This is a genomic window from Roseateles sp. UC29_93 (genome assembly GCF_042695725.1).
Taxonomy (GTDB): Bacteria; Pseudomonadota; Gammaproteobacteria; order Burkholderiales; family Burkholderiaceae_C; genus Roseateles; species Roseateles noduli_A.
Map to the genome: position 1 here is coordinate 2277902 of NZ_CP170545.1, position 26716 is coordinate 2304617.

The 26716-nt window shown below is 70.4% G+C and carries 19 protein-coding genes and 2 pseudogenes; 9 read left to right on the forward strand and 12 right to left on the reverse strand.

What is annotated here, in order from left to right; genetic code table 11:
- Positions 1-99: 99 nt before the first annotated feature.
- A complete protein-coding gene (locus tag ACFJIX_RS10610; RefSeq protein ID WP_377159779.1) occupies positions 100-447 on the reverse strand; it encodes an antibiotic biosynthesis monooxygenase family protein in 348 nt (115 codons plus the stop codon).
- Positions 444-1379 (reverse strand): hypothetical protein, encoded by a 936-nt coding sequence (locus ACFJIX_RS10615; protein ID WP_377159781.1) that lies wholly within the window; start codon positions 1377-1379, stop codon positions 444-446. Before ACFJIX_RS10615 ends, ACFJIX_RS10610 begins: the two co-directional genes overlap by 4 nt.
- Positions 1380-1430: 51 nt before the next feature.
- On the opposite strand from ACFJIX_RS10615, the gene ACFJIX_RS10620 reads away from it, so the two are divergent.
- From ACFJIX_RS10620 to ACFJIX_RS10635, 4 genes and pseudogenes are all read left to right on the forward strand, one after another.
- Positions 1431-2138: an ArsR/SmtB family transcription factor gene (locus tag ACFJIX_RS10620; RefSeq protein WP_377159783.1), complete on the forward strand. Its 708-nt coding sequence runs from the start codon at positions 1431-1433 to the stop codon at positions 2136-2138.
- Positions 2135-2933: pseudogene (locus tag ACFJIX_RS10625) on the forward strand (DUF72 domain-containing protein). The gene ACFJIX_RS10620 and the pseudogene ACFJIX_RS10625 overlap by 4 nt, the downstream one beginning before the upstream one ends.
- A 151-nt stretch (positions 2934-3084) precedes the next feature.
- A complete protein-coding gene (locus ACFJIX_RS10630; protein ID WP_377159785.1) occupies positions 3085-4968 on the forward strand; it encodes a carboxyl transferase domain-containing protein in 1884 nt (627 codons plus the stop codon).
- A 72-nt stretch (positions 4969-5040) separates the two neighbouring features.
- Positions 5041-6237, forward strand: a complete 1197-nt coding sequence (locus tag ACFJIX_RS10635) for a diguanylate cyclase (protein WP_377159787.1) — start codon at positions 5041-5043, stop codon at positions 6235-6237.
- 31 nt (positions 6238-6268) lie between these two features.
- Here ACFJIX_RS10635 and ACFJIX_RS10640 read toward each other — a convergent pair whose 3' ends face one another.
- A complete protein-coding gene (locus ACFJIX_RS10640; protein WP_377159789.1) occupies positions 6269-6874 on the reverse strand; it encodes a YdeI family protein in 606 nt (201 codons plus the stop codon).
- Positions 6875-6931: 57 nt separating this feature from the next.
- Here ACFJIX_RS10640 and ACFJIX_RS10645 point away from each other — a divergent pair, with 57 nt between their 5' ends.
- Positions 6932-8047 carry a calcium:proton antiporter gene (locus tag ACFJIX_RS10645; protein ID WP_377159791.1) on the forward strand — a complete coding sequence of 372 codons (1116 nt, stop codon included), beginning with the start codon at positions 6932-6934 and terminating at the stop codon, positions 8045-8047.
- Positions 8048-8053: 6 nt separating this feature from the next.
- Here the strand turns inward: ACFJIX_RS10645 and ACFJIX_RS10650 are convergent, their stop codons facing one another.
- The 7 genes and pseudogenes from ACFJIX_RS10650 to ACFJIX_RS10680 form a co-directional block, all read right to left on the reverse strand.
- Positions 8054-9283 carry a serine hydrolase domain-containing protein gene (locus ACFJIX_RS10650; protein ID WP_377159793.1) on the reverse strand — a complete coding sequence of 410 codons (1230 nt, stop codon included), beginning with the start codon at positions 9281-9283 and terminating at the stop codon, positions 8054-8056.
- Positions 9280-10831 (reverse strand): annotated as a pseudogene (locus tag ACFJIX_RS10655) (methyl-accepting chemotaxis protein). The gene ACFJIX_RS10650 and the pseudogene ACFJIX_RS10655 overlap by 4 nt, the downstream one beginning before the upstream one ends.
- Positions 10832-10931: 100 nt before the next feature.
- On the reverse strand, positions 10932-11069 hold the full coding sequence (locus ACFJIX_RS10660; RefSeq protein ID WP_377162149.1) for a hypothetical protein: 138 nt from the start codon (positions 11067-11069) through the stop codon (positions 10932-10934).
- Positions 11066-12304, reverse strand: a complete 1239-nt coding sequence (locus tag ACFJIX_RS10665) for a hypothetical protein (RefSeq protein ID WP_377159795.1) — start codon at positions 12302-12304, stop codon at positions 11066-11068. Before ACFJIX_RS10665 ends, ACFJIX_RS10660 begins: the two co-directional genes overlap by 4 nt.
- A 71-nt stretch (positions 12305-12375) precedes the next feature.
- Positions 12376-15687 (reverse strand): fused isobutyryl-CoA mutase/GTPase IcmF, encoded by a 3312-nt coding sequence (gene icmF / locus ACFJIX_RS10670; RefSeq protein ID WP_377159797.1) that lies wholly within the window; start codon positions 15685-15687, stop codon positions 12376-12378.
- 180 nt (positions 15688-15867) lie between these two features.
- On the reverse strand, positions 15868-16035 hold the full coding sequence (locus tag ACFJIX_RS10675; RefSeq protein WP_377159799.1) for a PEP-CTERM sorting domain-containing protein: 168 nt from the start codon (positions 16033-16035) through the stop codon (positions 15868-15870).
- An 816-nt stretch (positions 16036-16851) separates the two neighbouring features.
- On the reverse strand, positions 16852-20931 hold the full coding sequence (locus ACFJIX_RS10680) for a PEP-CTERM sorting domain-containing protein (protein ID WP_377159801.1): 4080 nt from the start codon (positions 20929-20931) through the stop codon (positions 16852-16854).
- A 238-nt stretch (positions 20932-21169) separates the two neighbouring features.
- On the opposite strand from ACFJIX_RS10680, the gene ACFJIX_RS10685 reads away from it, so the two are divergent.
- The 4 genes from ACFJIX_RS10685 (at position 21170) to ACFJIX_RS10700 (ending at position 25204) form a co-directional block, all read left to right on the forward strand.
- Positions 21170-21814, forward strand: a complete 645-nt coding sequence (locus tag ACFJIX_RS10685; protein WP_377159803.1) for an ANTAR domain-containing response regulator — start codon at positions 21170-21172, stop codon at positions 21812-21814.
- Positions 21815-22090: 276 nt separating this feature from the next.
- Complete coding sequence (locus tag ACFJIX_RS10690; RefSeq protein ID WP_377159805.1) at positions 22091-23314, forward strand: CmpA/NrtA family ABC transporter substrate-binding protein; 1224 nt, start codon at positions 22091-22093, stop codon at positions 23312-23314.
- A 44-nt stretch (positions 23315-23358) separates the two neighbouring features.
- Positions 23359-24276, forward strand: coding sequence for a nitrate ABC transporter permease (ntrB, locus tag ACFJIX_RS10695; protein ID WP_377159807.1), 918 nt, complete (start codon positions 23359-23361; stop codon positions 24274-24276).
- 127 nt (positions 24277-24403) lie between these two features.
- Complete coding sequence (locus tag ACFJIX_RS10700) at positions 24404-25204, forward strand: ABC transporter ATP-binding protein (protein WP_377159809.1); 801 nt, start codon at positions 24404-24406, stop codon at positions 25202-25204.
- A 7-nt stretch (positions 25205-25211) separates the two neighbouring features.
- On the opposite strand, the gene ACFJIX_RS10705 is transcribed toward ACFJIX_RS10700, so the two are convergent.
- A complete protein-coding gene (locus tag ACFJIX_RS10705; RefSeq protein WP_377159811.1) occupies positions 25212-26129 on the reverse strand; it encodes a type IV pili methyl-accepting chemotaxis transducer N-terminal domain-containing protein in 918 nt (305 codons plus the stop codon).
- Positions 26042-26581, reverse strand: coding sequence for a hypothetical protein (locus tag ACFJIX_RS10710; protein WP_377159813.1), 540 nt, complete (start codon positions 26579-26581; stop codon positions 26042-26044). Before ACFJIX_RS10710 ends, ACFJIX_RS10705 begins: the two co-directional genes overlap by 88 nt.
- Positions 26582-26716: the final 135 nt, after the last annotated feature.

The following is a 26716-nucleotide window of genomic DNA, read 5'->3' on the forward strand; positions in this document are numbered from 1 at the left end:
CGCCGGGCGCGATGGTGCGACGGAATCGTCCTCCCCGACGACGAGACCCCGGCGGAAGGCGCGTTACGTGCGTTACGTGCTCCATGCAGGCTCGCGGGCTCAGCCGCGATGCCGCTCGCGGCTATCCGCCGGCGCCTGCTCGCGCTCGGTCATGCCGTAATCGCGCAGTACTGCGGCGACGCGCAGGCGGTAGTCGGCGAAGACGCCCGCGCGCCCCTCCGATTGCGCGGCGCGGTGCGCCTCGATCCGACGCCACTCGCGCACCGCCGCCTCGTCGCGCCAGAAGGACAGCGACAGCAGCTTGCCCGGGTCGGTCAGGCTCTGGAAGCGCTCGATGCTGAGGAAGCCGTCGACCTCCTGCAGCAGCGGCTTGAGTTCGGCGGCAAGTTCCAGGTAGCGGTCGCGCCCGTCGGCGCTGGGGATGACTTCGAAGATGACGGCGATCATGGGCGGAGCTCCTCGTCCAGGAATTGCGGAATGTCCATGTTGGGCAGCGACAGTGGCGGGGCCGGATCAAGCAGCGGTGGGCCGGGCTGACCGGCGAGCCAGGCCAGCGCCGCGTGGAGGCTCGTCAGTGCCAGGCCTTGCCCGGGGCAGCGGTGGGCGCCGTCGCCGAAAGGATGGTCGGTGCTGGAGAGTGGAACGCTCACCGGCGTGGCGGGATCCTGCCGCACATCGAAGCGACGGGTCACGCGGACCGCGCCGCCCTCGCGGGCGATGCGCAACAGGTCCTCGCGCGTCGGCACGCGACCGGTCGACCGCCAGTCGAGCAAGGCATGCCCGAGCAGCGCGGCGCCGGCTTCGTGGCTCTGCCAGATCAGCGCCAGCCGGTTGGCGGTGAACGTGGCGCGATCGGTCCATCGGGCGGGCGGTGCATGGCGCAGCAGGGTCCATTGCAACGGGGCATCCGGCGAACGGCGCTCCGCGTCGTCGAGCGCGGTCAGCAGCGTCGTGACCGCCGCGCCACCCGCGAGCACAGCGTCGGCATTCGCGTCCGCGCCGAGCCCCGCCGCCATCGCGCGCAGGCAGGCGTACAGCCGACGTTGCGCGTCGACGTCGTTGAGCTCGATGCCGAGCAGGCTCGCCGCTGTCGACGCCGGGACGGCCCAGGACCAGTGCGACCACCCGCCTGGCCGCGCGATCGCGGCCTGGCGCCGTGCGTGGGCGCGGATGTCGTCGTCGGAGAGCGCTTGCAGCGCACGCGTCAGCGCGGCCTTCTCAGGCGCGTGTGCGCCATCGTCGCGCTGTCGCAGCCAGCGCGCGAAGACGTCGCCCAGCGGCCCGCCGTGCGCGCACAGCGGCGGAGGCAAGGGCTCACCGGGCGGGCGCATGCGCAAGTCAGGATCGAGCAGCGGCGAATGAATGGGACAGGAGGTCATGGGGGAATCTTCGCGATGGATCGCCAGGAACGCTTCGCTTAGCATCGAAGCATGATTGACGCCCCCACCGCCGACGAGGCGCTGGCCCACATCGCCGCCAGCATGGCCGAGCCGGTGCGCGCGCGCATGCTGTGCTGCCTGATGGACGGCCACGCGCGCACGGCGACCGAGCTGGCCGCCGTCGGCGACGTCGCCGCGTCCACCGCCAGCGCGCACCTGGCCAAGCTGCTCGGGCAGGGACTGGTCGGCTGCATGGCGCAGGGCAAGCACCGCTACTACCGGCTGGCCGGTCCGGAGGTCGGCCAGGCGCTGGAAGCGATGCTGGTGCTGGCCGGTCTGCCGCGGCCGCGTTTCGAGCCCAGCACGCCGCCCGCGCTGCGTCAGGCGCGGCGCTGCTACGACCACCTCGCCGGCCACTGGGGCGTGCGGCTGCACGACCACGCGCTGCGCCTGCACTGGATGACGCCCGACCCCGACGAGGTCCGCGGCTATCGCTTCACCGGCGAGGGCCTGGACGCGTTGCGCGACCTCGGCGTCGATGTCGACGCCGCCACCGGCGCGCGCCGCCGTCGGCTGGCCTGCGCCTGCATGGACTGGAGCGAGCGGCGCCCGCACCTGGGCGGCGCGCTCGGCGCCGCGTGGCTGCAGGCGATGCTGACGCAGGGCTGGCTCGATCCCGACCCCGACAGCCGCGCCCTGCGCGTGACGCGCCGCGGACAGACCCGACTCGAACGACTTCTGGAGGACACGACGACATGAGCACCTCGATCCACGTGGGCATCGGCGGCTGGAACTTCGAGCCCTGGCGCGAGACCTTCTATCCCAAGGACCTGCCCGCCTCGCGCGAGCTGGAGTACGCCAGCCGCAAGCTGAGCGCCATCGAGGTCAACGGCACCTACTACTCGACCTTCAAGCCGGCGACCTTCGCCAAGTGGCGCGACACCGCGCCCGAGGGTTTCGTGTTCTCGCTCAAGGCCAACCGCTTCGCGACCAACCGGCGCGTGCTGGCCGAGGCCGGCGAGTCGGTGATGCGATTCATCGACAGCGGCGTCGCCGAGCTGGGGCCCGAGCTCGGCCCCATCGTCTGGCAGTTCGCGCCGACCAAGCGCTTCGATCCGGTGGACTTCGGCGCCTTCCTGAAGCTGCTGCCGAAGGACTCCGCCGGCGTGGCGTTGCGGCATGCGCTCGATGTCCGGCATGAGAGCTTCCGATCGCCGGAGTTCCTGGCGATGGCGCGCGACCACGGCGCGGGCGTCGTGTTCACCGAGTCCGACGACTATCCGCCGATCCCCGACCTCACCGCCGATTTCGTCTACACGCGGGTGATGCGCACGCGCCCCGGAGCTCGTCACCGGGGTCACGGAGGAGGAGCTCGACGGCCTCGCCGCCAGCGCCTCGCGCTGGGAGTCCGGCGGCCAGCCCGACCGGCTGCCGCTGGTCGAGGCCGACCGCGCGCCGCCCAAGCGTGCGCGCGACGTATTCGTCTTCTTCATCAGCGGCGCGAAGGAGCGAGCGCCGGCCGCGGCGATGGCGCTGATCGAGCGCCTGTCCTGAGCCGGACCAGCCGCACCCGAGCCCGATCTGAGGCGGACCTGAGACGGACCTGAGCGGGAGGGACGCGGGCGCGCTGCCGTCCGCTGTCAACTTCGCGGCAGCGCGCGGCCGACGGGCCGCCTAGAGTCGGCGGTCTCCCGGGAGGTTCCACATGCCGTCGCTCGTCGCTCCGTTGTCCGCCACCGTCCAGCAGTGGCTCGTCGCCGTCGGGGAAGTCGTCCGACGCGGCCAGCCGGTCGTGCGGCTCGAGGCGATGAAGATGGAGCACGAACTGCCCGCGCCGGCTGATGGACGCATCGCGGAGCTCTTCGCCGTCGAAGGCGAGCTGGTGCGCGAGGGCGATGCCCTGATGGCGTGGCAGGCCGCGTCTCCCGCATCCGAATCCGAATCCGCGGCGGAAGCAGCGGACGGGGCCGCGGCCCACCACGGCGCCCCGAACGACAGGACCGTCGAATCGTCGACGACCGGAGAGCGTGCCGACCTTCGCGCCTGGCGCGCGCGCCACGCGCTGCTGACCGACGCGGTCCGGCCCGATGCCGTCGCCAGGCGGCATGCGCGGGGCCAGCGCACGGCGCGCGAGAACGTCGACGCCCTCTGCGATCCCGGCAGCTTCACCGAGTACGGTGCGCTCGCGATCGCCGCGCAGACCGCGCGTCGTCCCGTCGAGGAACTGCGGGCGCAGACGCCTGCCGACGGTGCCGTGACCGGCATCGCGCGCCTGCGCGGCCGGCCGATCGCCGTGATGGCCTACGACGCCACCGTGCTCGCCGGCACACAGGGCTTCCGCAGTCACCAGAAGACCGACCGGCTGATCGAGCTCGCGGAGCGCCGCCAGCTGCCGTTCGTGCTGTTCGCCGAAGGCGGCGGCGGTCGGCCCGGCGACACGGACATGCCGGTCGTCGCCGGCCTGCATGTCGCGACCTTCGCGCGACTGGCCGCGCTGGCCGGACAGGTGCCGACGATCGGCGTCGCGGCGGGACGCTGCTTCGCGGGCAATGCCGCTTTGCTGGCCTGCTGCGATCTGGTCGTCGCCACGCGCGGCAGCAACATCGGGCTCGGCGGTCCCGCGATGATCGAAGGCGGCGGCCTCGGTCGCTTCGAGCCCGAGCAGATCGGCCCCGCGCCCGAGCTCGCGCGGGCGGGTGTCGTCGATGCGCTGGTGGACGACGAGCAACAGGCGACCAGTCTCGTCCGGGCTCTGATGGGCTGGATGTGCCGCCTGCCCGCAGCGACCGCGTTCTCCGAGCCGGACCAGGCACCGCTCGACGACGCGATCCCGGAGATCCGCCAGCGGGCGTACCCGGTCCGCGAGATCCTTGCGCGTCTCTTCGACGCGGGCTCGCTGATCGAGCTCGGTCGTGGCAGCGGCGACAGCGTGATCACCGCCGCCGCCTTTCTCGAGGGCCAGCCGGTGGCCGTCGTGGCGAGCGACTGCGCCGTGCTGGGCGGCGCGGTCGATGGCGCCGCGTCACGCAAGCTGGCGCGCTTCTGGCGGCTGTGCGAGCGCCTCGGCCTGCCCGTCGTCAGCCTGATCGACAGCCCCGGCTTCATGGTCGGCCCGGAGGCCGAATCCACCGGCCAGCTGCGAGAGGCCGGCGACCTCTTCCGCGCCGCGGCGGCGTTGACGGTGCCGCTGGTGGCGGTGGTGATGCGACGCGCGTTCGGGCTCGGTGCGATGGCGCTGGCCGGCGGCAGCCTGCACCGGCCGATCGGCTGCGCCGCGTGGCCGAGCGGCGAATTCGGTGCGATGGGACTGGAAGGGGCGGTGCGGCTCGGCTACCGCAAGGAACTGGCGGCCGTGCCCGACGGACCGGAACGGCAGGCGCTGTTCGAGCGCCTGCTCGCGGCGCAGGTGGCACGAGGTCAGGCGCTGGCGATCGCGGAGACGCTGGAGATCGACGCCGTGATCGCGCCACGACAGACGCGCGACTGGATCGCCGGGCTGATCGGCGCTGCCCCGGCGACGTCCCGCGCGGGCGCCCCCGGCACATCTGCCGGTACATCCGCCGGCAAGGTCGTGAGCGACGCGACTTGACGCGCCCTTCACGCGCGGCGCCTGCGATGTAGGGGGTCTGCCGGCGGGCGTCGATCACTACGCTCACGCGTCATGGCGTCCATCCACATCCCCACGCTGATGTTGGCGCTGCTGAGCGGTTTCGCGATGCTCGGCGTCCAGCTGTGGGCGGCGCAGCGCAGCCGGCTGCGCTACCTCGACCTCGGCGTGTGGACCTGGGGCTCGTGGACGCTGCTGGCCGGCTTCACGATGCTGACGGCGCGCGTGGTGCTGCCGGTCTGGGTGTCGGCGCTGATCGGCAACGGGCTGATCGCGCTGGGCATCGTGTTCTACAACGAGGCCATCCATCGGCATGTGCTGGGGCGTTCGCTGCCGCGCTGGATGTGGTGGGGCGGCCCGACGGTGGCCTGGGGCCTGACGGCATGGATGCTGGCCTGGCCGCTGGCGGTACGCACGAGCGCGATCTCGCTGGTCTTCGCGACCCTGCTGCTGCCGGCGATCTTCGTGCTGCTGGGGCCGGGCTGGCGCGGCGAGTCGTCGCTGCGCGCCGTCGGCATCACGCTCGTGGCCGCGGCGGCGAGCCTGCTGCTGCGCAGCCTGCACGCGATGACGAATCCGGAGGAATACCTGGACCTGATGCAGGGCAGCCTCGGCCAGGGCCTGACCTTCCTCTTCAGCTTCCTCTGCCTGATCGGCGCGGGTTTCGGCTTCGTGCTCGCGAACTTCGAGCGCATCGCGCGGCGCATGGAGGAGGTCGCCTCCACGGACGGCCTCACCGGCTGCCTGAACCGGATGACCGCCGACGCGCTGCTGCGGCACGAGCTGGAGCGCGGCCGGCGCGAGGGCACGCCGCTGGCCTTCGTGCTGCTGGACCTGGACCATTTCAAGGACGTCAACGACTGCCACGGCCATCACGCCGGCGACGACGCGTTGCGCGCGTTCGCGGCCGAGGTGCGGGCGCGGCTGCGCGCGTCGGACGTCGTGGGCCGCTGGGGCGGCGAGGAATTCGGGCTCGTGCTGCCGGCCACCGACGGATCGGGCGCGATCCGTCTGGTCGAGCAGATCCGCGAAGCGGTGGCGACGCTGCAACTGTGCGACGGCGATGGGCGTGCCTTCACGCTGACGGTGTCGGCCGGCGTCGCGGTCGCGGAGCCCGGCGACCAGGTGAGCGCCGATCAACTGTTCATGCGGGCCGACCGCGCGCTGTATCGCGCCAAGGACGGCGGTCGCAACAACGTGCAGGTGCACGACAGCAACTGGGAGCTCGGCGCGGGGTCGTCCGCGGCGTGAGCCTGCGCCAAGCCGCTGGCGGGCCGTGGCCTCAGCAGTTCTCGTACTTCCAGTTCCGCCGCTTGCCTTCGGCCATCCACTCGACGGCCTGCGCCAGGCGGCGCTCGCGCGTCTCGGCCTTCCTGGCCTCGACGATCCAGTCGACGTAGTCACGCTTCTGCCCGGGCGGGAAGGACTCGAAGGTCTTCCGCGCGGCGGGATCGGCCCGCAGCGCGGCGGCAAGGTCGTCGGGCACTTCCGGCGGCGGCTTCGGCGCGGCCGCGCGCGCGGGTCGGGCCTTCACGCCGTCCTCGATCAATTGCATCGCGCGCTTCAGGATCGCCTTCTGCTCGGCCTTGGGCGGCAGGTCCTGGAGCGACGTGAGCTTGCCGAAGTCGCCCATCGCGCCCCCCTTCGCGTGGTCGGCGCCGACGGCCGCCTCGCCGTGCCAGAAGCCGATCGAGCAATGCGCCTTGAAGGCGGCCATGCCGGTCAGGATCTTGTCGCGGTACGTGAAGTTGGGGAAGCCCCACTTGATCGTCTCGACCACGTCGGGGCAGTGCGCATGCACGGTCGCGCGCCAGTGGCGCAGCAGGTCCTGGGCGAACGGGGCGGCGCGGTCGATGTAGGCGTCGACGCGCGGATCGAGGGTCGGCATGGCTGCCGAGCGTAGCGCTTCCGAGGTCGCCAGACCATCGTGGTCTATGCTCGGTCCATGCATGTGAAGCGCTCCAACTCCCTCCTTGCCCGCCTGCCGGCGGCCCTGCCCATCTGGTCGCTGCTGGCGCCGCTGGCCGCGATCCTCGCGCTGCTGGGGCTGACGGCGGGCGCCAATTCGACGCTGGTGCTGACGGTGGTGAGCGTGCTGCTGATCGCCGCGGTGCTCGCGGCGGTGCATCACGCCGAGGTCGTCGCGCATCGCGTGGGCGAACCGTACGGCTCGCTGGTGCTGGCGGTGGCGGTGACCATCATCGAGGTGGCGCTGATCGTGTCGCTGATGCTGGCCGGCGGCGAGTCGACCAACGCACTGGCGCGCGACACGGTGTTCTCCGCGATCATGATCGTGTGCAACGGCGTGCTGGGGTTGTGCATCCTGGTCGGCGGCTGGAAGCATCAGGAGCTGGCCTTCCGTGTCGAAGGCACGAGTCCGACGCTCGCGGTGCTGGCCGCGCTGTCGGTGCTGACACTGGTGCTGCCGGCGTTCACGACGAGTTCGGCCGGGCCGACGTTCACGACCACGCAGCTGCTGTTCGCGGGCGGCGTGTCGCTGGTGCTCTACGGAGCCTTCGTGTTCGTGCAGGCGGTGCGGCACCGCGACTACTTCCTGCCGGTGGCCGGCGTCGACGACCAGGACACGCATGCGGCGCCGCCGAGCTGGCGCGTGGCCGGCACGAGTCTGGCGCTGCTGCTGGTGTGCCTGGTCGGCGTGGTCGGCCTGGCGAAGCTGCTGGCGCCGACGATCGAGCGCGGCGTGCATGCGATCGGCGCGCCGCCGTCGCTGGTGGGCGTGATCGTGGCGATGCTGGTGCTGCTGCCGGAGACGGTGGCGGCGGTGCGCGCGGCGCTGCACAACCGGCTGCAGACCAGCCTCAATCTGGCGCTGGGTTCGGGCCTGGCCAGCATCGGGCTGACGATCCCGACGGTGGCGGTGCTCTCGCCGCTGTTCCCGCACTCGCTGGTGCTGGGGCTGACGCCGTTGAGCATGGTGCTGCTGTTCCTGACCTTCATCGTCGGCGGCCTGACGCTCGGCGGCGGCCGCGCGACGGTGCTGCAGGGGGCGGTCCACATGGTGGTGTTCGTGGTGTTCCTGTTCCTTGCGGTGTTCCCGTGATGTCTGTCAGCGCGGCCAGGCTGTCGCCTTCGACCCGTACTCCCACGTGAACGGCACGCCGGTCTCGCCGAGCACGCGGCGCACGATCGCGGGGTAGAGCCGTTCGGCCATCACGTCGTTGGACAGCAGCACGACGCAGGCGCGGCGCTGTTCGAGGCACACCATCGTGTTGCCCGTCTGATCGTCGTGGCCGCCCTTGAAGTAGCCACGGCCTTGCGGGCCGTCGAACACGACGACGCCCAGTCCGGCCGCGAGGTCCGGCCTGCGTTGCGTCGCAGGCAGCTCCGGCTGCAGCGTCGGGAACTGCGACGCGGTCGTGATCGGTGCCTGCGGGCGCGTCATCTCCGCGCGGCTGCGCGGCGAGAGGCCGTCGCCACGCGCAAGCCCCGCCGCGAAGCGCGCGAAGTCGTCGATCGACGTGTCCATCGAGCCCGCCGCGCGCACGCGGCTGCGCGCATCGTGCGGGACCCAGCGGCGCGCTTCGGTCACGCCGTCCGCGAGGTTCGTCGCGAAGTCCGCCCGCCACTTCATCGCCGTCATCGTCATGCCGAAGCGGTCGAAGACGCGGCGCTGCATCTCCTGGCCGAGGTCCAGCTTCAGCCGGCCCTGTTCGAGCACGAACTGCAGCAGGATCAGGCCCTCGCCGGAATAAGCGTAGCGGCTTCCCGGATCAAAGTGGAAGCGCAGCTTCCCGTCCGGCTCCAGGAACGCGAAGTTGCCGAAGCCGCCGCGATGCGAGAGCAGCAGACGCGGCGTCAGCGCCCGCCAGCGTTCATCGCCGCGCAGGTCCGGCCACGGGCCGTAGCGGGCGTCCTTCGGGTAGTCGGGCAGCGGACGGTCCAGCAGAGCGGCGATCGAGGCGTCCAGATCGACCCGGCCCTCGTCGACGAGCTGCATCACCGTGTAGGCGAAGACCGCCTTGGTCAGCGATGCCCCGTACATCACCGTGTCGGTCTGCAGCGCCTGACCGTCGGCGTTGCGATGGCCGTAGCTGCGCACCGCGCGAATCTGTCCGTCCTCGATCACGGCGAGCGCGAGACCCTTCACCTCGCCCGAAGTGATCGACGCCCTGATCAACGACTCCGCGCCATCGAGGTCCGGCGCGGAGACGACGACGGACGTGCCCGTCTGATCGCGCGCGCATCCGCTCAACGACGTGGTCAACGTCCCCAGCGCCGAACCGGCGACCAGTGCGGCGAAGGCCGCGGCGATGCGCTGTCCGTCGCGACGCCTCATGCCGCCAGTCGGAAGGTGCTCACCAGCGCGTTGAGCTGTTCCGCCTGCGAGCGCAGGCTGCCCGCCGCCGCGGCCGATTCCTCGACCAGCGCCGCGTTCTGCTGCGTCATTTCGTCGAGCCGCTGCACGGCGACGTTGACCTGGCCGATGCCGTCCTTCTGCTCGGCGGCCGCCGTCGCGATTTCGCCGACGATGTCGGCCACGCGGCGCACGCCCTGGACGATCTCGCCCATGGCCAGTCCCGCGTTCTGCGCCAGGCGCGTGCCGGTATCCACGCGCAGCACGCTCTCGCCGATCAGCGCCTTGATCTCCTTGGCCGCGCCGGCCGAGCGCTGCGCCAGCGCCCGCACCTCGCCGGCCACGACCGCGAAGCCCCGACCCTGTTCGCCGGCGCGCGCTGCCTCGACGGCGGCGTTCAGCGCCAGGATGTTGGTCTGGAACGCGATGCCATCGATGGTCCCGATGATGTCGTTGATGCGGCGCGAGCTCGACTCGATCTGCTGCATCACCGCGACCACCTCGCCGACGACATCGCCGCCCTTGGACGCCGACACGCGCGTCGCGCTCACCAGGTCGTTGGCCTGCTGCGCCGAGCTGGCCGTGCTGGCGACCGTGCCGGTCAGTTCCTCCATCGAGGACGCCGTCTCCTGCAGGTTGGACGCCGTGGCCTCGGTGCGCGCCGACAGGTCCTGGTTGCCGGTCGCGATCTCGCGCGTCGCGACATTGATCGTCTCCGTGCCGTCCCCGCACCTGGCGCACCATGCGCCGCAGCGACTCCTGCATCGCGCTCAGCTCGCGCAGCAGCACGCCGATCTCGTCGCTGCGGTCGACGACGATGTCCTGGCTCAGGTCGCCGCTGGCGATGGTCTGCGCCACCGCGCCGGCCCGCACCATCGGCGCCCGCACCGAGTGCGTGATCCGCCACGCGATGAAGATCCCCAGCACGACCGCGACGCCCGTCAACGTCAGCATCAGCGTCGCCGCCTGCGTGGCCTGTTCGCGCTGCTGCGCGGCGAAGTGGTCGGTGTCCTCCGAGATCAGCGTCACCAGCTTCTCGACCGATGCCAGGTAACTCGCCGCCACCGGGATCAGCGTCTGGTCGACCTGCCGCCCGCCGGCCTCCGGGTCCGCCTTGATCGCGGCCATCACGCCCTTGCGGATGTCGACGTAGCGCTGCCGCTCGGACGCGATCACCGGCAGCTGGGCCTTCTGCTCGGGATCGTCGATGACCTTGTCGAGCTCGGCCTGCAACTGGTTGATGCGTTCGGTGGTGCGCGTCATCTCGGCGGACAGGAAACCGCTGAGTCCCTCGTGTCCGCCGGACTTGGCCATCGCCATCACGCGGTTGAGGTTGAGCTCGGTGGCGGCGCGCCAGTTCGTGGCCATCAGCCGGCGCTGCTCCAGCGTGTGCAGCTGGTCGCTGAGCCGCACCATTTCGCGCAGCTTCATCACGCCGACGCCGGTCATCAAGGCGGCCATCGCGAGCACTGCCGCGAAGCCGACTTGCAACAGGGTCGTGATCTTCATCCGGCTCAGGACCTGCAGCATGTCGTACTCCAACAGCGATGGTGCAATCGATTATGGGAGTGCCGCTGCGGGGCGGCAACACGCGGGAGAACCCGGCCCCCCCGGCCCCGGGGGCGCGCGCTCACGCGAGCCGGAACACCCGCACCAGCTCCGCGAGTTCCTTGGCCTGCTGCTGTAGGCTGTCGGCGGCCGCGCTGCTTTCCTCGACCAGCGCGGCGTTCTGCTGCGTCACCTGGTCGAGCTGCGAGCCCGGTGTCACGACGGATCGTCCGCCTGCGAGAGCGGGTCCGCGAAGGTGACGCGCCGGGATCGCGGCCGCGCCGTCAGCGCTTCCATCTGCAGCAGGCCCATGCGGCGCAGCACATCGCCCTCGGGCAGACGCACCTGCCATTCGGCAAAGTTCAACATGGCCTCGCCGAAGCCCTGGCCTCCCTCCCAGGCCTTGCGCAGGCTGGTCGCGGCGGCGTGGCGCGCCTTGCACGCCTCGTCGATGCACTTCGCCCGCGTGTAGAAGGCGTCCGGCCAGGCCCACCGCTGGAGCTTGGCCAGCGTGACGAGGTCGCGCGGCGGCCGGATCGGTCGGAACGCGCCGCGGGGCGGACTGGCGATGTGCCATTGATCGTCGAGGAGGTGGGCGATGCGCAACAGGTCCTGCTCGTCCAGCCCTTGCTTGAGGTAAGGCGGAGGCGCCAGGCGCAGGGGAAGCATCCGGAGCAGCAGGTCCTCGATGGCGATCGAGCCCGGCGCGGGAAGCAGTTCGCGCGGCACCATGCGCAGCGCACGGCCGATCGTGAGCTGCTCCTCGGCGTTCGGCTGGATCCTCGGGTGAGCGCCATCCTTGCGGCTGTCGTCGACGCCGGAGCGGCCGAACCAGGAGGCAAACAGGTCGGCGAGCCGGCGCGACAAGTCCCCGAACGCCTTTGCCGGCGGCAGTTCCAGCCGGCAGTCATCGCTGCACAGGGCGTCGCGCAGGGCGGCGACCGCCATCAGGCGTGTCGGAGCGACGTCGCTGTCTTCCCGCGCCAGAGGCACGCAGCTCGGGGCCCGTTCGGTCAGGCGGAACAGCACCGGAACACCGGACGGGTTGAGCAGGTAGGGGAGCGGGTCCGTGGTCTCGAACAGGCGCAGCGCCGTGTCGGTCGGCAGGTCCACGAGGGTCCGCTGCGCGTCGACATGCGGCGCGCTGACGCATTCCGTGCCGGACAGCTCCCGCAGGAAGCGGTTGACCGTGGAGGCCGTGCAACCGTCCGGCAGCGCCACCACCGGCGGATGGTCGGCGGGGTGCGGAAACGCGTGTTTTCCCAGCAGCCGGAGGAAGCCGTCCGGCAACTCGTCGAGCGTGGTCGGACGCAGGTCGCGCAGATCGGCGACGGACGTGCCGGCGCCGGTCAGGCGCTGCAGCACCGGATGGAGGATCGTCCTGTCGCCGCCGCGGCGCGACAACGTGGAGAACGCCTGGACGAGCGCGGAGGGGAGAGCGGATGGTGGCAGCATGGTGGGAGACCTCGACGAAGGTCTCCCCTAGTGCCGGGCCGGCGGACGCGCGGCGCGCGCCCGCGGATCGCTCACATGCTGCGCCGGTACTGCCCACCCACTTCAAACAGTGCTGCGGTGATCTGTCCCAGCGAGCACACCCGCACCGCGTCCATCAGCACGTCGAAGACGTTGCCGTTGGCGATCACCGCCTGCTGCAACCGCTTGAGCATCGCCGGCGCCTCGGCCGCATGGCGCGCGTGGAAATCGCCCAGGCGCGTCAGCTGGCCCTGCTTCTCCTCCTCGGTCGAGCGCGCCAGTTCGATGTGGTCCGGCACCGGGTCGCCGTGCGGGTTGCGGAAGGTGTTCACGCCGATGATCGGGTACTCGCCGGTGTGCTTGAGCATCTCGTAGTGCATCGACTCTTCCTGGATCTTGCCGCGCTGGTAGCCCGTCTCCATCGCGCCCAGCACGCCGCCGCGCTCGGCGATGCGCTCGAACTCGGTCAGCACCGCCTCCTCGACCAGCTCGGTGAGCTCGTCGATGATGAACGCGCCCTGGCTCGGGTTCTCGTTCTTCGCCAGGCCCCACTCGCGGTTGATGACCAACTGGATCGCCATCGCGCGGCGCACCGATTCCTCGGTCGGCGTGGTGATCGCCTCGTCGTAGGCGTTGGTGTGCAGCGAGTTGCAGTTGTCGTAGATCGCGATCAGCGCCTGCAGCGTGGTGCGGATGTCGTTGAAGGCGATCTCCTGCGCGTGCAACGAGCGGCCCGAGGTCTGGATGTGGTACTTCAGCTTCTGGCTGCGCTCGTTGGCGCCGTACTTGTCGCGCATCGCCACGGCCCAGATGCGTCGCGCGACGCGGCCCAGCACGGTGTACTCGGGGTCCATGCCGTTGCTGAAGAAGAAGCTCAGGTTGGGCGCGAAGTCGTCGATGTGCATCCCGCGCGCGAGATAGGCCTCGACGAAGGTGAAGCCGTTGGACAGCGTGAACGCCAGCTGCGAGATCGGGTTCGCGCCCGCCTCGGCGATGTGATAACCGCTGATCGACACCGAGTAGAAGTTGCGCACGTCGTGGTTGACGAAGTACTGCGCGATGTCGCCCATCACCTTCAGCGAGAACTCGGTCGAGAAGATGCAGGTGTTCTGGCCCTGGTCCTCCTTGAGGATGTCCGCCTGCACCGTGCCGCGCACGTTGGCCAGCACCCAGGCGCGGATCTTGGCGGCCTCGTCGGCGGTCGGGTCGCGGCCGTTGTCGGCCTTGAACTTCACGAGCTGCTGGTCGATCGCGGTGTTCATGAACATCGCCAGGATCGACGGCGCCGGGCCGTTGATCGTCATCGACACCGAGGTCGTCGGGTGGCAGAGGTCGAAGCCGTCGTACAGGACCTTCATGTCGTCCAGCGTCGCGATGCTGACGCCGGAGTTGCCGACCTTGCCGTAGATGTCGGGCCGCGGCGCGGGATCGGCGCCGTAGAGCGTGACCGAGTCGAAGGCCGTCGACAGCCGCTTGGCCGGCAGGCCCTCCGACACCAGCTTGAAGCGCCGGTTGGTGCGGAAGGCGTCGCCCTCGCCGGCGAACATGCGGGTGGGGTCCTCGCCCTCGCGCTTGAACGCGAACACGCCGGCCGTGTACGGGAAGCTGCCCGGCACGTTCTCCAGCATCAGCCACTTCAGCAGCTCGCCCTGGTCCTCGTACGGCGGCAGCACGACCTTGCGGATGCGCGTGCCCGACAACGAGGTCGACACCAGCGCCGTGCGGATCTCCTTGTCGCGGATCTTCACGACGTACTCGTCGCCGGCGTAGGCCTGCTGCATGTCGGGCCACTGCGCGAGCAACTGGCGCGCGTCGGCGTCGAGCTTCGCCTGACGCGAGGTGGCGAGTGCTTCAAGCGTGGACAGCGACGCGGCATGAGCCTGGATATCGCCGCCGGCTCCGGCGCTACCGAGCATCGCGGCGCTGGCGGTCAGCTGCTGGATCTCGCGGGCCAGGCGCGCCTGCGCGCGGGCCCGCTTCTTGTATGAGCGCACCGTGTCGCCGATCTCGGCGAGGTAACGCGAACGCGCCGGCGGCACGATCGGTGTCTGGTGCGTGCTGAAGCGCGTGGCGGCGATCGGCAGGCGGCCGTCGCCGTCTCGCAGCGGCAGGCCGAGTTCGGCCAGACGCGGCTTCAGCGCCTGGTAGAGCGCGGTGACGCCGTCGTCGTTGAAGCGGCTGGCCATGGTGCCGAAGACCGGCAGTTCCTCGGCCTTCTTCCCCCAGGCCTCCTTGTTGCGCTGCACCTGCTTGGCGACGTCGCGCCACGCGTCGGCCGCACCCTTGCGGTCGAACTTGTTGATCGCGACGAACTCGGCGAAGTCCAGCATGTCGATCTTCTCGAGCTGGCTGGCCGCGCCGAACTCCGGCGTCATCACGTACATCGGCACGTCGACGTGCGGCACGATGGCCGCGTCGCCCTGGCCGATGCCGGAGGTCTCGACGATGACAAGGTCGAAGCCCGCGACCTTGGCCGCGGCGATCACGTCGGGCAGCGCCTGCGAGATCTCGGAGCCGAAGTCGCGCGTCGCGAGCGAGCGCATGTAGACGCGTTGACCCGCGGCCCAGGGCGCGATCGCGTTCATGCGGATGCGGTCCCCCAGCAGCGCGCCGCCGCTCTTGCGGCGCGACGGGTCGATCGAGATCACGGCGATGCGCAGCGCGTCGTCCTGGTCCAGGCGCAGGCGGCGGATCAGTTCGTCGGTCAGCGAGGACTTGCCCGCGCCGCCGGTGCCGGTGATGCCCAGCACGGGCGTGCGCAAGCCCTTGGCGGCATCGCGCAGCGCCTGCGTGAAGCTCGCATCGGCGCGACCGTTCTCCAGCGCCGTGATCGCCTGCGCGAGCGCGCGCCAGGCGCTTTCCGAATGGTCTTGCAGCGCGGCCACGGCCTTGGGCGCGGCGGCGCTGAGGTCCTGGTCGCAGCGCATGACCATCTCGCCGATCATGCCCATCAGGCCCATGCGCTGGCCGTCCTCGGGGCTGAAGATGCGCACGCCCTGGTCGGCCAGGTCGCGGATCTCGGCCGGCACGATCACGCCGCCGCCGCCGCCGAAGACCTGGATCTTCTCGCCGCCGCGCTGGCGCAGCAGCTCGACCATGTACTTGAAGTATTCGACGTGGCCGCCCTGGTAGGAGCTGACCGCGATGCCCTGTGCGTCTTCCTGCAACGCGGCGGTGACGACCTCGTCCACCGAGCGGTTGTGGCCCAGGTGGATGACCTCCGCGCCCATGCTCTGCAGGATGCGCCGCATGATGTTGATCGCCGCGTCGTGCCCGTCGAACAGGCTGGCGGCGGTCACGAAGCGGACCTTCTGGGTAGGGCGGTACTCGGCCAGGGCCTTGTACTCGGCGGACATCTCGGTCATGACGTGTGTCTCCGGCTGGGGGCGCGGTCGCCTGCGATGGAGAGGATGGTCCCGCCGCGGCGCCTGTCGTGGGTCGACCCCTTTTGGGGATCGATGTTGCGCGCCGATTCTAGATTCCGGTTGACGTTTACGTAAACGTGAGATGTCCGGGGTTGTTCACCCGCGAAGGGCGGGGAATCCCTAGGGTGCCGGTTGATCCGAGCGATGGCGGCGACGCGAGCGTCCCAGCGCGAGCAGCGCCAGCCCGGCAGCCATCAGCGCCCAGGTGCCCGGTTCGGGGACCGTCGCCGCAGCCAGCGAGGCGGCGTAGTTGATGCCGACGTCGTTGAAGGCGGTCACGTCCGCCATCGGGCGGCCCTGCGCATCGGTGACGCCGACGATCCCCGTCCCAGCTGAAGCTGTGGGAGAAGTCGGTCAGCCCGGCGCCCCAGGCGGTGATGCGCGAGTCGGTGTCGGTCAGGCCGACCACGGCCGTCGCATAGAGCGAGCTGCGCCACTGTATGTCCACTGCTTCGCCGAAGGTGACGGGCACGGTGTACGTGAAGGTGCCTACACCCTCGCCGGAGGCATAGCGGCTGCGCTCGCCGTTGTAGAAGTAGTTGACCTCGTAGCTGTCCACGCGGAACGGCGACGTGGTGGCCGCATTCAGCGTGAGCGCCGTTTGCCAGGAGGTCTCCCCGCCATAGACCCCGCCCGGCCCCTCCAGGACGGAGGCGTAGCCGTCGGGCCAGCGCACGCCGTCGACGACGATGCGGAAGCTCATCGTGCCGGTCGTCCCGGACACGCAGGCGGGGCAGGCGATCGCGAAGCGGTCGCTCCATCCGCCTCCCACCACCGCGGAGCCCACGGCGACGCCGGAGCCGTCGCGGCTGTCGAGGAAAGCGCTGGCCTGCGCCCTCAGGCGCGCGTTGCCATAGGTGAACTCGCCACGCGCCTGGGCCTGCGCGACGCTGCTGTGGCCCGGCGCCTCGCCGTCGGCGGCGGTCACGACTTGCGCGAAGAGCGGTGATTCGGCGAAGCGCTCCTCCAGCCGCCGCTCGTCCTGCTCGGAACTCGTGCGGCTGATGCCGTTGCCCCAGGTCCAGAAGTTGGCGCCCTGCGCGCCGGCGGCGGTGCCGATCAGCAGCGCGGCCAGCGCGCCTTGGCGCCATGCGGTGGCGGGCTTCACGCGCAGAGCTCCGGCGCACGGCCGCGCCCGCGAGCGGTCCGTCCCCACGCGCCCATCGCCAGCAGGCCGAGGGCCATCAGCGCCCAGGTGCCGGGTTCTGGCACGGCGGCGGCCGCGGCTGCGGCGAACGAATACCGGTAGTCGATGCCCGCAGCGTTCAGCGCGGTGAATTCGCGCAACGGCACGCCGTTCGAGTCGACCACGCCGTCGAAGCCGTCCCAGAACGTGGAGCGGGAGAGGTCCGCGGTCGACATCGCCCAACCGTCGACCGAAGGCTGGCCCTGTTCCGACACGACGGCCATCACGCCGGCGCTGCTGTGCAGCTCGAGGTGGATGGGCCGGCCGAAGATGAAGAACACCGTCATGTGGCGATAGCCCGGGCCGAACGACGCATCGCCAAAGGTCTCGGTGTAGTCGTTGTAGAGGATGTCCATCCGCTGCCCGCCCTCGAACACGCGGCCGGGGTTGTTCGGCGGGAAGGGCTCGCCGTGGGGCCAGTCAGGCGGTGGCGTGTCCCAGGGCACGCCTTCGGCTTCGACGCTGACCCCGGCGCCGCGGTCGACATAACCGGCATGGAGCGCGTCGGGGCTGTCCACACCGCCGGCCAGGTGCGTGACGCCGTCGACGTAGACCCGCGCCGAGAAGTAGCCGAGCGTGCCGGCCACGCAGCCGTCGCAGTCGATCACGAAGCTGTCGCGGCTGATGGCCGACGACGAGCCCCAGGCCTCCGCCGCCTGTTCCGGCAAGGTCGTCGACAGCTGGCTCGCGCCCTGTGCGAAGGCCTGGGCGTAGCCGTAGCCGGCGCGTCCCCAGGTCGAGAGCTGCACGCTGCCCGCGAGGTCGGCGGTCTGCGCCATCTGCGACAGCGCGCCGTCGACGCGCACGTTGCGCAGGCTGCCTTCGCGCGTCTGGGTCAGTTGCTGACCCGCGAGCGAGGTCGTGAGCGTCTGGCTGGTGAGGAACTCCGGTGCCTGCGCTTGCGCCAGCATCGGCGCCCCTGCGATGGGAATGGCGATGGCGCCAGCGGACAACGCCGTCGTCAGCGCCGATCGCGCCTGGCGACGCAAGCGCCAGCCCAGCAGCGCCAGGCCTGCTGCCATCAGCGCCCAGGTGCCCGGCTCCGGCACGGCCGCCGCGTTGGCGAACGAGCGCGCGTAGTCGACGCCCGTGGCGTTCAGCGCGGTGAAGCCGTTGACCGCGTTGCCCTGCGCGTCGACCACGCTGGTGATGCCATCCCAGTACATGCTGCGCGTCGCGTCGGTCTCCATCGCGCCGTGCCCGCTGAACGGCGTCGTGTTCTCGCCGGTGTAGACGCCGCCGAGCACGACCGCGCTCAGGCTCATGTCGAGCCGGATCGGCTCGCCGAAGACGAACTGGATCGACAGTTCCTGCAAGCCGGCCGACACGCGCGGACTTTCCTCGATGCCGGGGACGTCGTTGTGCAGCGTCTCCAGACGGTAGAACTGGAAGCCCAACTGGCCGGGGTTCGGCGGCCCGGGCACGTCGGGGGGCGATGGATTCGGCACGCCTTGCGCGTTGATCCCGAACCCGGTCCACCAGTTGGTGTCGGCCAGGTAGCCGCCGGTCTGCGAGACCGGCTGGCCGAGTCCGCCTTCGCGCGCGGTGGCGGCGTCGAAGAAGACGCGGAAGTTCATCGAGCCCACGGTCCCCGCCGCGCAGCCGCCGCACTGGATGACGAAGCTGTCGGTCAGCGTCGCGGTGATGCTGCCCAGCACGTAGGTGCTCTGGTCCGGCGCCTGGGCCGTGAGCGCCGTCGAGCCCTTGGCGAAAGCCTGCAGATGACCGTAACGCGCCGCGCCCCAGCCTTCGATGCGTGCATCCGAGAACAGCGACGCGTCGCTGAAGCCGATCGCATCGCTGAAGCGGCGCACTTCGCCGGCAGACGTGAAGGCGCTGCGCTGGTCCATCCGGCTGGGCGCGCCGGGTGCGACCAGTTGGTAGTCGTAGTTCACCTCGAAGGACGTCGGGGACTGCGCCTGGGCAAGGTGGCCGACGCCCGGACCCAGCAGGCCCCCGCAGGCCGCGACCAGCGCGGCGAACCGGGGCGCTGACCTTGACCTTGACGATGAGGTCGCATCGACGTGCCGCGAGCGCCGACGCCCGGCGATCAGCGCCAGCATCACCAGCCCGATCGCCATCAACGCCCACGTCCCGGGCTCCGGCACCAGCGCCGCATTGGCGAAGGACTGCGCGTAATCGACGCCCACGTTGTTCAGCGCGGTGACCCCATTCACCGCGTTGCCATTGGCATCGGTCACGGCCAGGAGGCCGCCCCAATAGAAGCTGCGGGAGAAGTCCGCGAAGCCGGCGGCGCTCAACGAACCCGCCGGGCCGCTGTCGGCCTCCGCCAGCAGGGCGTCGGCGCTGACGGTGGCATTCATCTGGATGCGGATGGGATTGCCGAAGATGAACTCCAGGGCTTCGACATGCTCGCCGCCCTCCCCTCGGCTGCCGCTGGAAGTCGGCTCGCCGTTGACCTTGAGGAGGTACTCATAGACGTTGATCGTCAGTTCGCTTCCGCCGGGAAAGTTCTCGTGGACGCCTTCCGGAGTCACCCGGAGGAGGGTGCTCCACGCATACGAGGTGGCGCGCAGCGGCGCGTCCTGCAACGGCTGTCCGGCGGCATCGGTGGCCGATTGGCTCTGCCCGGTGCGGCCCTCGATGACATAGCGCAGGAACATCCGTCCCGTCGTCCCGTCGACGCAGGTGTCGCATCGGATGACGAAGCTGTCGGCCACGGACATTTCGGACCGGCCCACGCCGTATGCCCCCGGCTGTCCGCCGGCCGATTGCTGCAGCACCTGCGCCTGCGACGAGAAGGCGAGGTGGCCGTACGAGATGCTCGCCCAGGTGCTGGCCGTCGCGCTCTGTGAGAGCCCCACCTGCGTGTCGTCGAGACGCGAGGCGGCCTGCGTCAGGAAGGGCGTCGAACTCGCGAGCGGCAACCCCACCGTTCCTTGCGTGTCGGTGCGCGTGCCGGTGGTGGTGGTCGCGGAGGACCAGCCCTCGAACGTGGCCGCCGAGGCGACGCCGACGCCCATGGACAGCATCGTCGCGAGCATCACTCGCCGATGATGACGCCGCGCCGCCAGGCCGAGCACCACCAGCCCGGCCGCCATCAGCGCCCACGTCCCTGGCTCCGGCACCAGCGCCGCGTTGGCGAAGGACTGCGCGTAGTCGACGCCGACGCCGTTCTTCGCGGTGAAGCCGTTCACCAGATTGCCGTTGGCATCGGTGACGGCGGAGATGCCATCCCAGTAGAAGCTGTTGGAGAAGGCGGCATAGCCCATCGCGCTCAGCGCGCCGATGGCATTGCCGTCGCCCGCCCGCAGGTCGGCCAAGGACGACGCGCTGGCCAGCCAGTTCATGTGGATGGGGCTGCCGAACTCGAATTCGAGCTGGTAGTCGTAGATGCCCATGCCTTCGCGCGAGCCGCCGGCCACGATGTCGTCGTTGACCATCGCCCGGTAGTCGTAGGCGAACAGCGCCAGCGTGCCGGGGCCGGGGAAGTCCATGGCGACACCCTCGGCGCGCATCGACAGGTTGCTGCTCCAGTAGTACTGCGTGGTCCGGGCCGCGCCTGGGATCGGTTGACCGCCGAGGCTGGTGGACGAATTGTTCAGACCCACGTCGCCCTCCAGCACGACCCGGAAGTTCATCGTGCCGCGCGTGCCGGCGACGCAGGTGGGGCAGGCAACGACGAAGCTGTCGGCCATCGACGCGCTGGCGTTGGATTCGGCGTGCAGCCCGGGCTGATCGCCCGACACGGAAGTCTGGTTCGTCGACGAGCGGGAGACGAAGACCAGGTGACCGTAGCTCGCGCTCGCGTAGGAGATGGCATTGGTGTTCTGAAGGACCCCGGGCACGGCGTCGTACAGGATGAGGTCGGTGCCGGCCCACACCGGCGAGCTGCCCGATCGGGGATCGCCGCCGCCCTGCTGCACGTTCTTCGTCGCGGTCTGGCTGGACGCTCCGGCCCCGGCGGTGAATTCGGCGGCGCAGACCGCGCCGCCGCCCAGCGACAGCAGTGCGATCAGCAGGGCCTGGCGACCCACGCGACGCGGGAGGTGGTGCGGAATCCCGTGTGGGATCAAATGCGTTGAAAGGCGCATGGTCATCTCCCTGGCGACGTGACCGCCGCTCGCCGCGACAGTACGGCGAAGCGCCGGTTTGCGCGGCCCCTTCTTGGCAGGACCCTGGGCACGCCGGTTGCGGTGGTTCAGGAGCGTGCCTTGCCCGGCATCCCGGCGTGGAGGCGGCCGGACTCGGCATGGAACTTGCGCCGTGATCGGCGTGAAGCCGCCGCCCGCCCCCGATGCCAGCCCGCCGCCCGCGCATGCCGCGCATGCCGCGCATGCCGGCTTGCGCGTGCTGCTCATCGACGACGGCGCCCATCGCGTCGACCTGCTGCGCGATGAACTGGTGCGCCAGGGCTGCGAGGTCGTCGGCGTCATCGAGCAGGCCACGCTGATCCACGACTGCGTGCTGCGCCTGCAACCGGACGTCGTCATCGTCGACGCCGAATCGCCGACGCGCGACACGCTCGAGAACCTCGCCACGCTGTCGACGAAGATGCCGCGCCCCGTCGTGATCTTCGCGGAGGACGAGGACCGCGCCCCGATGCGCCGCGCGATCCAGGCCGGCGTCAGCGCGTATGTCGTGGCAGGGTTGCAGACGCAGCGGCTCGCGCCCGTGCTGCACGTGGCGATCGCGCGCTTTGAGCAGGACCTCGCGCTGCGCGAGGAGCTCAGCAGGACGCAGGCGCAACTGGCTTCGCGCAAGGTCGTCGACAAGGCCAAGGGCATCCTGATGCGCGAGCAGGGCCTGGACGAGGACCAGGCCTACCAGCGCCTGCGCAAGCTCGCGATGGACCGCGGCGAGGCGCTCGCGCAGGTCGCCCGGCGCGTGATCGACGCGCACGATCTGTTGCGAGGCTGAACGCACCGCAACGGCGCATGGATGCCGCGAGACAGTGCATCGCGACGGACTTCGGCGTGCCTGTCCGCCTGCTTCCTCCTGGGCCGCGTCGTATCGACCTCGTGGCACGCTTCCTGCAATGCCCTGCTCGTGCCCTCGCAACGGCGTGAGGGTCACATCGAAAGATTTCGGCAAAGGCGTCCGATCGGTTCCGCTTCGACGAAGCGGGACGGTCGCGACGCCTTTTTTGTTTTTCCCCGGAGGTCTTGAATGCAACACGGTTCCCAGGAGGGTCTGATGAGCGCTGAGCGTCGCAAGCTGCTCGCCACCGGCGCGGCGCTGGGCGGGCTGTCCGCGCTGCCGGGCGGCGGCGCGTTCGCCGCCGGCTCCGACAAGCCGGAGAAGGAGGAGGTCCGCATCGGCTTCATCCCGCTGACCGACTGCGCGTCGGTGGTGATGGCCGCCGCGCTGGGCTTCGACAAGAAGTACGGCATCAAGATCATCCCGACCAAGGAAGCTTCCTGGGCCGGCGTGCGCGACAAGCTCGTCAACGGCGAGCTCGACATGGCGCACGTGCTCTACGGCCTGATCTACGGCGTGCAGCTGGGCGTGGCCGGGCCGAAGAAGGACATGGCCGTCCTGATGACCCTGAACAACAACGGCCAGGCGATCACGCTGTCGAAGAAGCTGGCCGAGGCCGGCGCGGTGGACGCGGCCTCGCTGGCCAAGGTCATGAAGAAGGACAAGCGCGACTACACCTTCGCGCAGACCTTCCCGACCGGCACGCACGCGATGTGGCTCTACTACTGGCTGGCCGCCGCGGGCGTGAACCCGATGAAGGAGGCCAAGGTCATCACCGTGCCGCCGCCGCAGATGGTGGCCAACATGCGCGTGGGCAACATGGACGGCTTCTGCGTCGGCGAGCCCTGGAACCACCGCGCCATCATCGACGGCATCGGCATCACCGCCGCCACCACGCAGGACATCTGGAAGGACCATCCGGAGAAGGTGCTTGGCACCACCGGCGACTTCGTCAAGAAGTACCCCAACACCGCGCGTGCCGTGATCATGGCGGTGCTCGAGGCCGGCCGCTGGATCGACGCCAGCCTGTCCAACAAGCAGAAGATGGCCGAGACCATCGCCGACAAGGCCTACGTCAACACCAGCGTCGACGCGATCAACCAGCGCATCCTGGGCCGGTACCAGAACGGCCTGGGCAAGACCTGGGACGACCCCGACTACATGAAGTTCTTCAACGACGGCCAGGTCAACTTCCCCTGGTTGTCCGACGGCATGTGGTTCCTGACGCAGCACAAGCGCTGGGGACTGATCAAGGAACACCCGGACTACCTGGGCGTCGCGCGCCAGGTGAACCAGGTCGAGCTCTACAAGCAGGCGGCATCGGCGCTCGGCGTGTCGGTGCCGAAGGAGACGATGCGCTCGGCGAAGCTGTTCGACGGCGTCGTCTGGGACGCCAAGGATCCCGCCAAGTACGCGGACGCCTTCAAGGTCCGCGCATGACGGGCTTCCTCACCTCTCCCTTCTGATCGATGCAGGAGTCCGCCATGGTCAGTGCCGTTTTTCATTCCCCCGGCGATGCGAACGGTGAGCCGGTCACAGTCTCCGTCGCGACGCCCCTGCCGCTGGCGCGCGACGCAGCCAACGAGCCGGTCGCCAAGCCGGTCCCCGCGCGGCCGCCGCGCGCCGGCATCGACTGGCGCGCCGTCTGGATGCGCGTGCTGCCGCCGGTGTGCGGGCTTGGCCTGCTCTGGCTGGTCTGGTACGTCGCGACGATGAAGGGCGGCGAGTTCCCGACGCCGGGTGCGACGTGGGACGCCGCGGTCAAGCTGTTCGCCGATCCGTTCTATCGCAACGGGCCGAACGACCAGGGCATCGGCTGGAACATCCTGAACTCGCTGCAGCGCGTGGCGCTGGGCTTCGGTCTCGCGGCGGCGGTCGGCATCCCGCTGGGCTTCATCATCGGCCGTTTCGAATTCGCGAGCCGCATGCTGTCGCCGCTGATCAGCCTGCTCAAGCCGGTGTCGCCGCTGGCGTGGCTGCCGATCGGGCTGCTGGTGTTCAAGAGCGCCAACCCGGCGGCGATCTGGACCATCTTCATCTGCTCGATCTGGCCGATGGTCGTCAACACCGCGGTCGGCGTGCAGCGCGTGCCGCAGGACTACCTGAACGTCGCCCGCGTGCTGCGCCTGTCCGAATGGAAGCTGGTGACGCGCATCCTCTTCCCCGCCGTGCTGCCCTACATGCTGACCGGCGTGCGGCTGTCCGTCGGCACCGCGTGGCTGGTGATCGTGGCGGCCGAGATGCTGACCGGCGGCGTCGGCATCGGCTTCTGGGTCTGGGACGAGTGGAACAACCTCAACGTGCAGCACATCCTCATCGCGATCTTCGTGATCGGGATCGTGGGGCTGTTGCTGGAGTGGTTCCTGATGACCCTCGCCAAGCGCTTCTCTTTCGATGACTAGGCCCACCCCCTACCGGCTTCGCCGGCCCCCTCAAGGGGGCGAGCCCGGTGGCCTGGCGGAGCCAGTTCCACGGGCTCCGCTTGATATGTCGGCCCGGTCCCGGGCCTCTTGATCCGAGGAGACTTCGATGAGTCCGTTCATCCGTGTGCAGCAGGCCGAGATGGTCTTCTCCAGCCGCAAGGGCCGCTTCCATGCGCTGCGCGAGATCTACCTCGACATCGCCAAGGGCGAGTTCGTGACGCTGATCGGCCATTCGGGCTGCGGCAAGTCGACGCTGCTGAACCTGATCGCCGGCCTGCTGCAGCCCACCGACGGCGGCCTGCTCTGCGACGGCCGCGAGATCGCCGGCCCCGGCCCCGAGCGCGCGGTCGTGTTCCAGAACCACTCGCTGCTGCCGTGGCTGACCTGCTTCGACAACGTGCTGCTGGCGGTGGAGTCGGTCTTCGGCAGCCGCGAGCTGCGACCGCGCCTGATGGCGCGCACCGAGGAGGCGCTGCACCTCGTCGGCATGAGTCACGCGATGTTCAAGCGGCCGCACGAGATCTCCGGCGGCATGAAGCAGCGCGTGGGCATCGCGCGGGCGCTGGCGATGGAGCCCAAGGTGCTCCTGATGGACGAGCCCTTCGGCGCGCTGGACGCGCTGACGCGCGCGCACCTGCAGGACGAGCTGCTGAAGATCGTCGCCGCGACGCACAGCACGGTGGTCATGGTGACGCACGACGTGGACGAGGCGGTGCTGCTGTCCGACCGCATCGTCATGATGACCAACGGCCCGGCGGCCACGATCGGCGAGATCCTGCCCGTCACGCTGCCGCGGCCGCGCGACCGCGTCGCGCTGGCCGAGGACCCGACCTACGTCCATGCGCGCAAGGCGGTGATCGACTTCCTCTACACGCGGCATCGGCACGTGGAGTCGCGGGCCGCTTGAGCGGCGATCAGCCCAGGATGATCTGCAGGCTCTGTTGGTAATGCACCGTGAGCAGTTCCAGCCGATCGAGCAGCACCTCGCTGCTGCGCGCCAGCCCTTCGGCCGCCTCGCGGCCGTGGGCGTGGCGCACGCTGCGCATCAGCCGCAGCCATTCGGCGCCGACCTCGGCCAGCAGCGCGCGGATCGCGTCGCTCGATAGCGGCGAAGACTCCAGTTCCGCGAGGCCCGCGGCGAAGCGATCCAGGCTGTCGATCAGCACCGCCGTGTCGCGACCCGGCAGCAGGTCCGCGAGCAGGGCCTCCTTCGCCAGTTGCTGGCTCAGCATGCGCTGCCGTCCGCAGACATTGACGACGTGCAGCGGCTTGCCGCCGCCCGAGGCCGCGAGTGCCGTGGCCAGCGCGTCGGACTGCGTCAGCAGGTCTTGCGCGGCGCCATCGGCGGCCGCCAGCGCCTCGGTGCCGGGCTTGCCGGCGAGCAGGGGCTCCAGCCGGTGCCAGGCGTTGATCACGGGGTCGACGAGGTGGGCCGGTGTGCCCGTCGACGGCGGCAGGCCCGCCACCAACGCGGGCAGTCGGGCCAGGTTGGCGGTGACGCGCGCGCAGGACTCGTCCTGCAGCGCCTTGGCGCGCTTGCCCTCGATGCCGGCGGCGCGCTGGGCCATCAGCTTCACCAGCCGCTGGCTGAGCATGCGCTGCTGGCCGGCGAGGTTCACCGCCTCCGCCAACTGGGCCGACTGCACGACCGACCGCGCCACCTCGCCCAGCCGCAGGTGCGCGTGCATCGCCGCATCGCGCAGCAGCCGGAAGGCGGCGTCTTCATCGAGGTCGCGGGCCGACATCAGCAGGCCCTTGGCGCGATCGGTCCACTTGCGGTCGTCCAGCTGCGCCCGCAGCGCCGCGAAGCGGGCGCTGGCCCGACCGCCCAACGCAGCTGGCGACGCAGCGCGGCGGGTTCCGGCATCGACTCGAGGAGCACCTGCACCCCGACCGACATCGCGCGCTGCTGGAACTCGACGGGCATCCGATCGGCGCCGGGCGCCACGCACACACCCGGCAGGTTCAGCTGGGCGGCCTCCAGGGCGTCGAACCAGTCCGACCAGGCCGGCACCATCGACCGCGCCGTGATCGACCGATCCGACGCGCTCGCAGGCGACACGCTCGCAGGAGACGCGCCGAGGTCGAGCACGAACGCCTCCGCGTCCCGTTCCTGTGCGGCGCGCACCAAGCTGTCGCGTTCCGACTGGTGCACGGCTGCCGCAATCCAGTGCGCGGCGGGGTCGCCCGCCAGCGCGGCGGCGCCGAGCAGCAGGACGCGGCGGGGCAGCGTCGCGTCGTCGTCGGCGGAATCGGCATCGGGTCGGGCGAGGGGCTCGGACATGGGGCTGACAGAGGAGGGCGGCGACGGTCTCCGGCCATCGACGGACGGTCTTGCGGAGCGCCGCAGCATAAGCCTGTACCGGTCCGGCGTTGAAGAAATACCGACCGCCGCGCGCGCTGGCATGCGACTTGCGAA

Coding starts and splice junctions, on each gene's coding strand:
- ACFJIX_RS10610 (WP_377159779.1), bottom strand. CDS start 447: ATGATCGCCGTCATCTTCGAAGTCATCCCCAGCGCCGACGGGCGCGAC.
- ACFJIX_RS10615 (WP_377159781.1), bottom strand. CDS start 1,379: ATGACCTCCTGTCCCATTCATTCGCCGCTGCTCGATCCTGACTTGCGC.
- ACFJIX_RS10620 (WP_377159783.1), top strand. CDS start 1,431: ATGATTGACGCCCCCACCGCCGACGAGGCGCTGGCCCACATCGCCGCC.
- ACFJIX_RS10630 (WP_377159785.1), top strand. CDS start 3,085: ATGCCGTCGCTCGTCGCTCCGTTGTCCGCCACCGTCCAGCAGTGGCTC.
- ACFJIX_RS10635 (WP_377159787.1), top strand. CDS start 5,041: ATGGCGTCCATCCACATCCCCACGCTGATGTTGGCGCTGCTGAGCGGT.
- ACFJIX_RS10640 (WP_377159789.1), bottom strand. CDS start 6,874: ATGCCGACCCTCGATCCGCGCGTCGACGCCTACATCGACCGCGCCGCC.
- ACFJIX_RS10645 (WP_377159791.1), top strand. CDS start 6,932: ATGCATGTGAAGCGCTCCAACTCCCTCCTTGCCCGCCTGCCGGCGGCC.
- ACFJIX_RS10650 (WP_377159793.1), bottom strand. CDS start 9,283: ATGAGGCGTCGCGACGGACAGCGCATCGCCGCGGCCTTCGCCGCACTG.
- ACFJIX_RS10665 (WP_377159795.1), bottom strand. CDS start 12,304: ATGCTGCCACCATCCGCTCTCCCCTCCGCGCTCGTCCAGGCGTTCTCC.
- icmF (WP_377159797.1), bottom strand. CDS start 15,687: ATGACCGAGATGTCCGCCGAGTACAAGGCCCTGGCCGAGTACCGCCCT.
- ACFJIX_RS10675 (WP_377159799.1), bottom strand. CDS start 16,035: ATGGCGGACGTGACCGCCTTCAACGACGTCGGCATCAACTACGCCGCC.
- ACFJIX_RS10690 (WP_377159805.1), top strand. CDS start 22,091: ATGAGCGCTGAGCGTCGCAAGCTGCTCGCCACCGGCGCGGCGCTGGGC.
- ntrB (WP_377159807.1), top strand. CDS start 23,359: ATGGTCAGTGCCGTTTTTCATTCCCCCGGCGATGCGAACGGTGAGCCG.
- ACFJIX_RS10700 (WP_377159809.1), top strand. CDS start 24,404: ATGAGTCCGTTCATCCGTGTGCAGCAGGCCGAGATGGTCTTCTCCAGC.
- ACFJIX_RS10710 (WP_377159813.1), bottom strand. CDS start 26,581: ATGTCCGAGCCCCTCGCCCGACCCGATGCCGATTCCGCCGACGACGAC.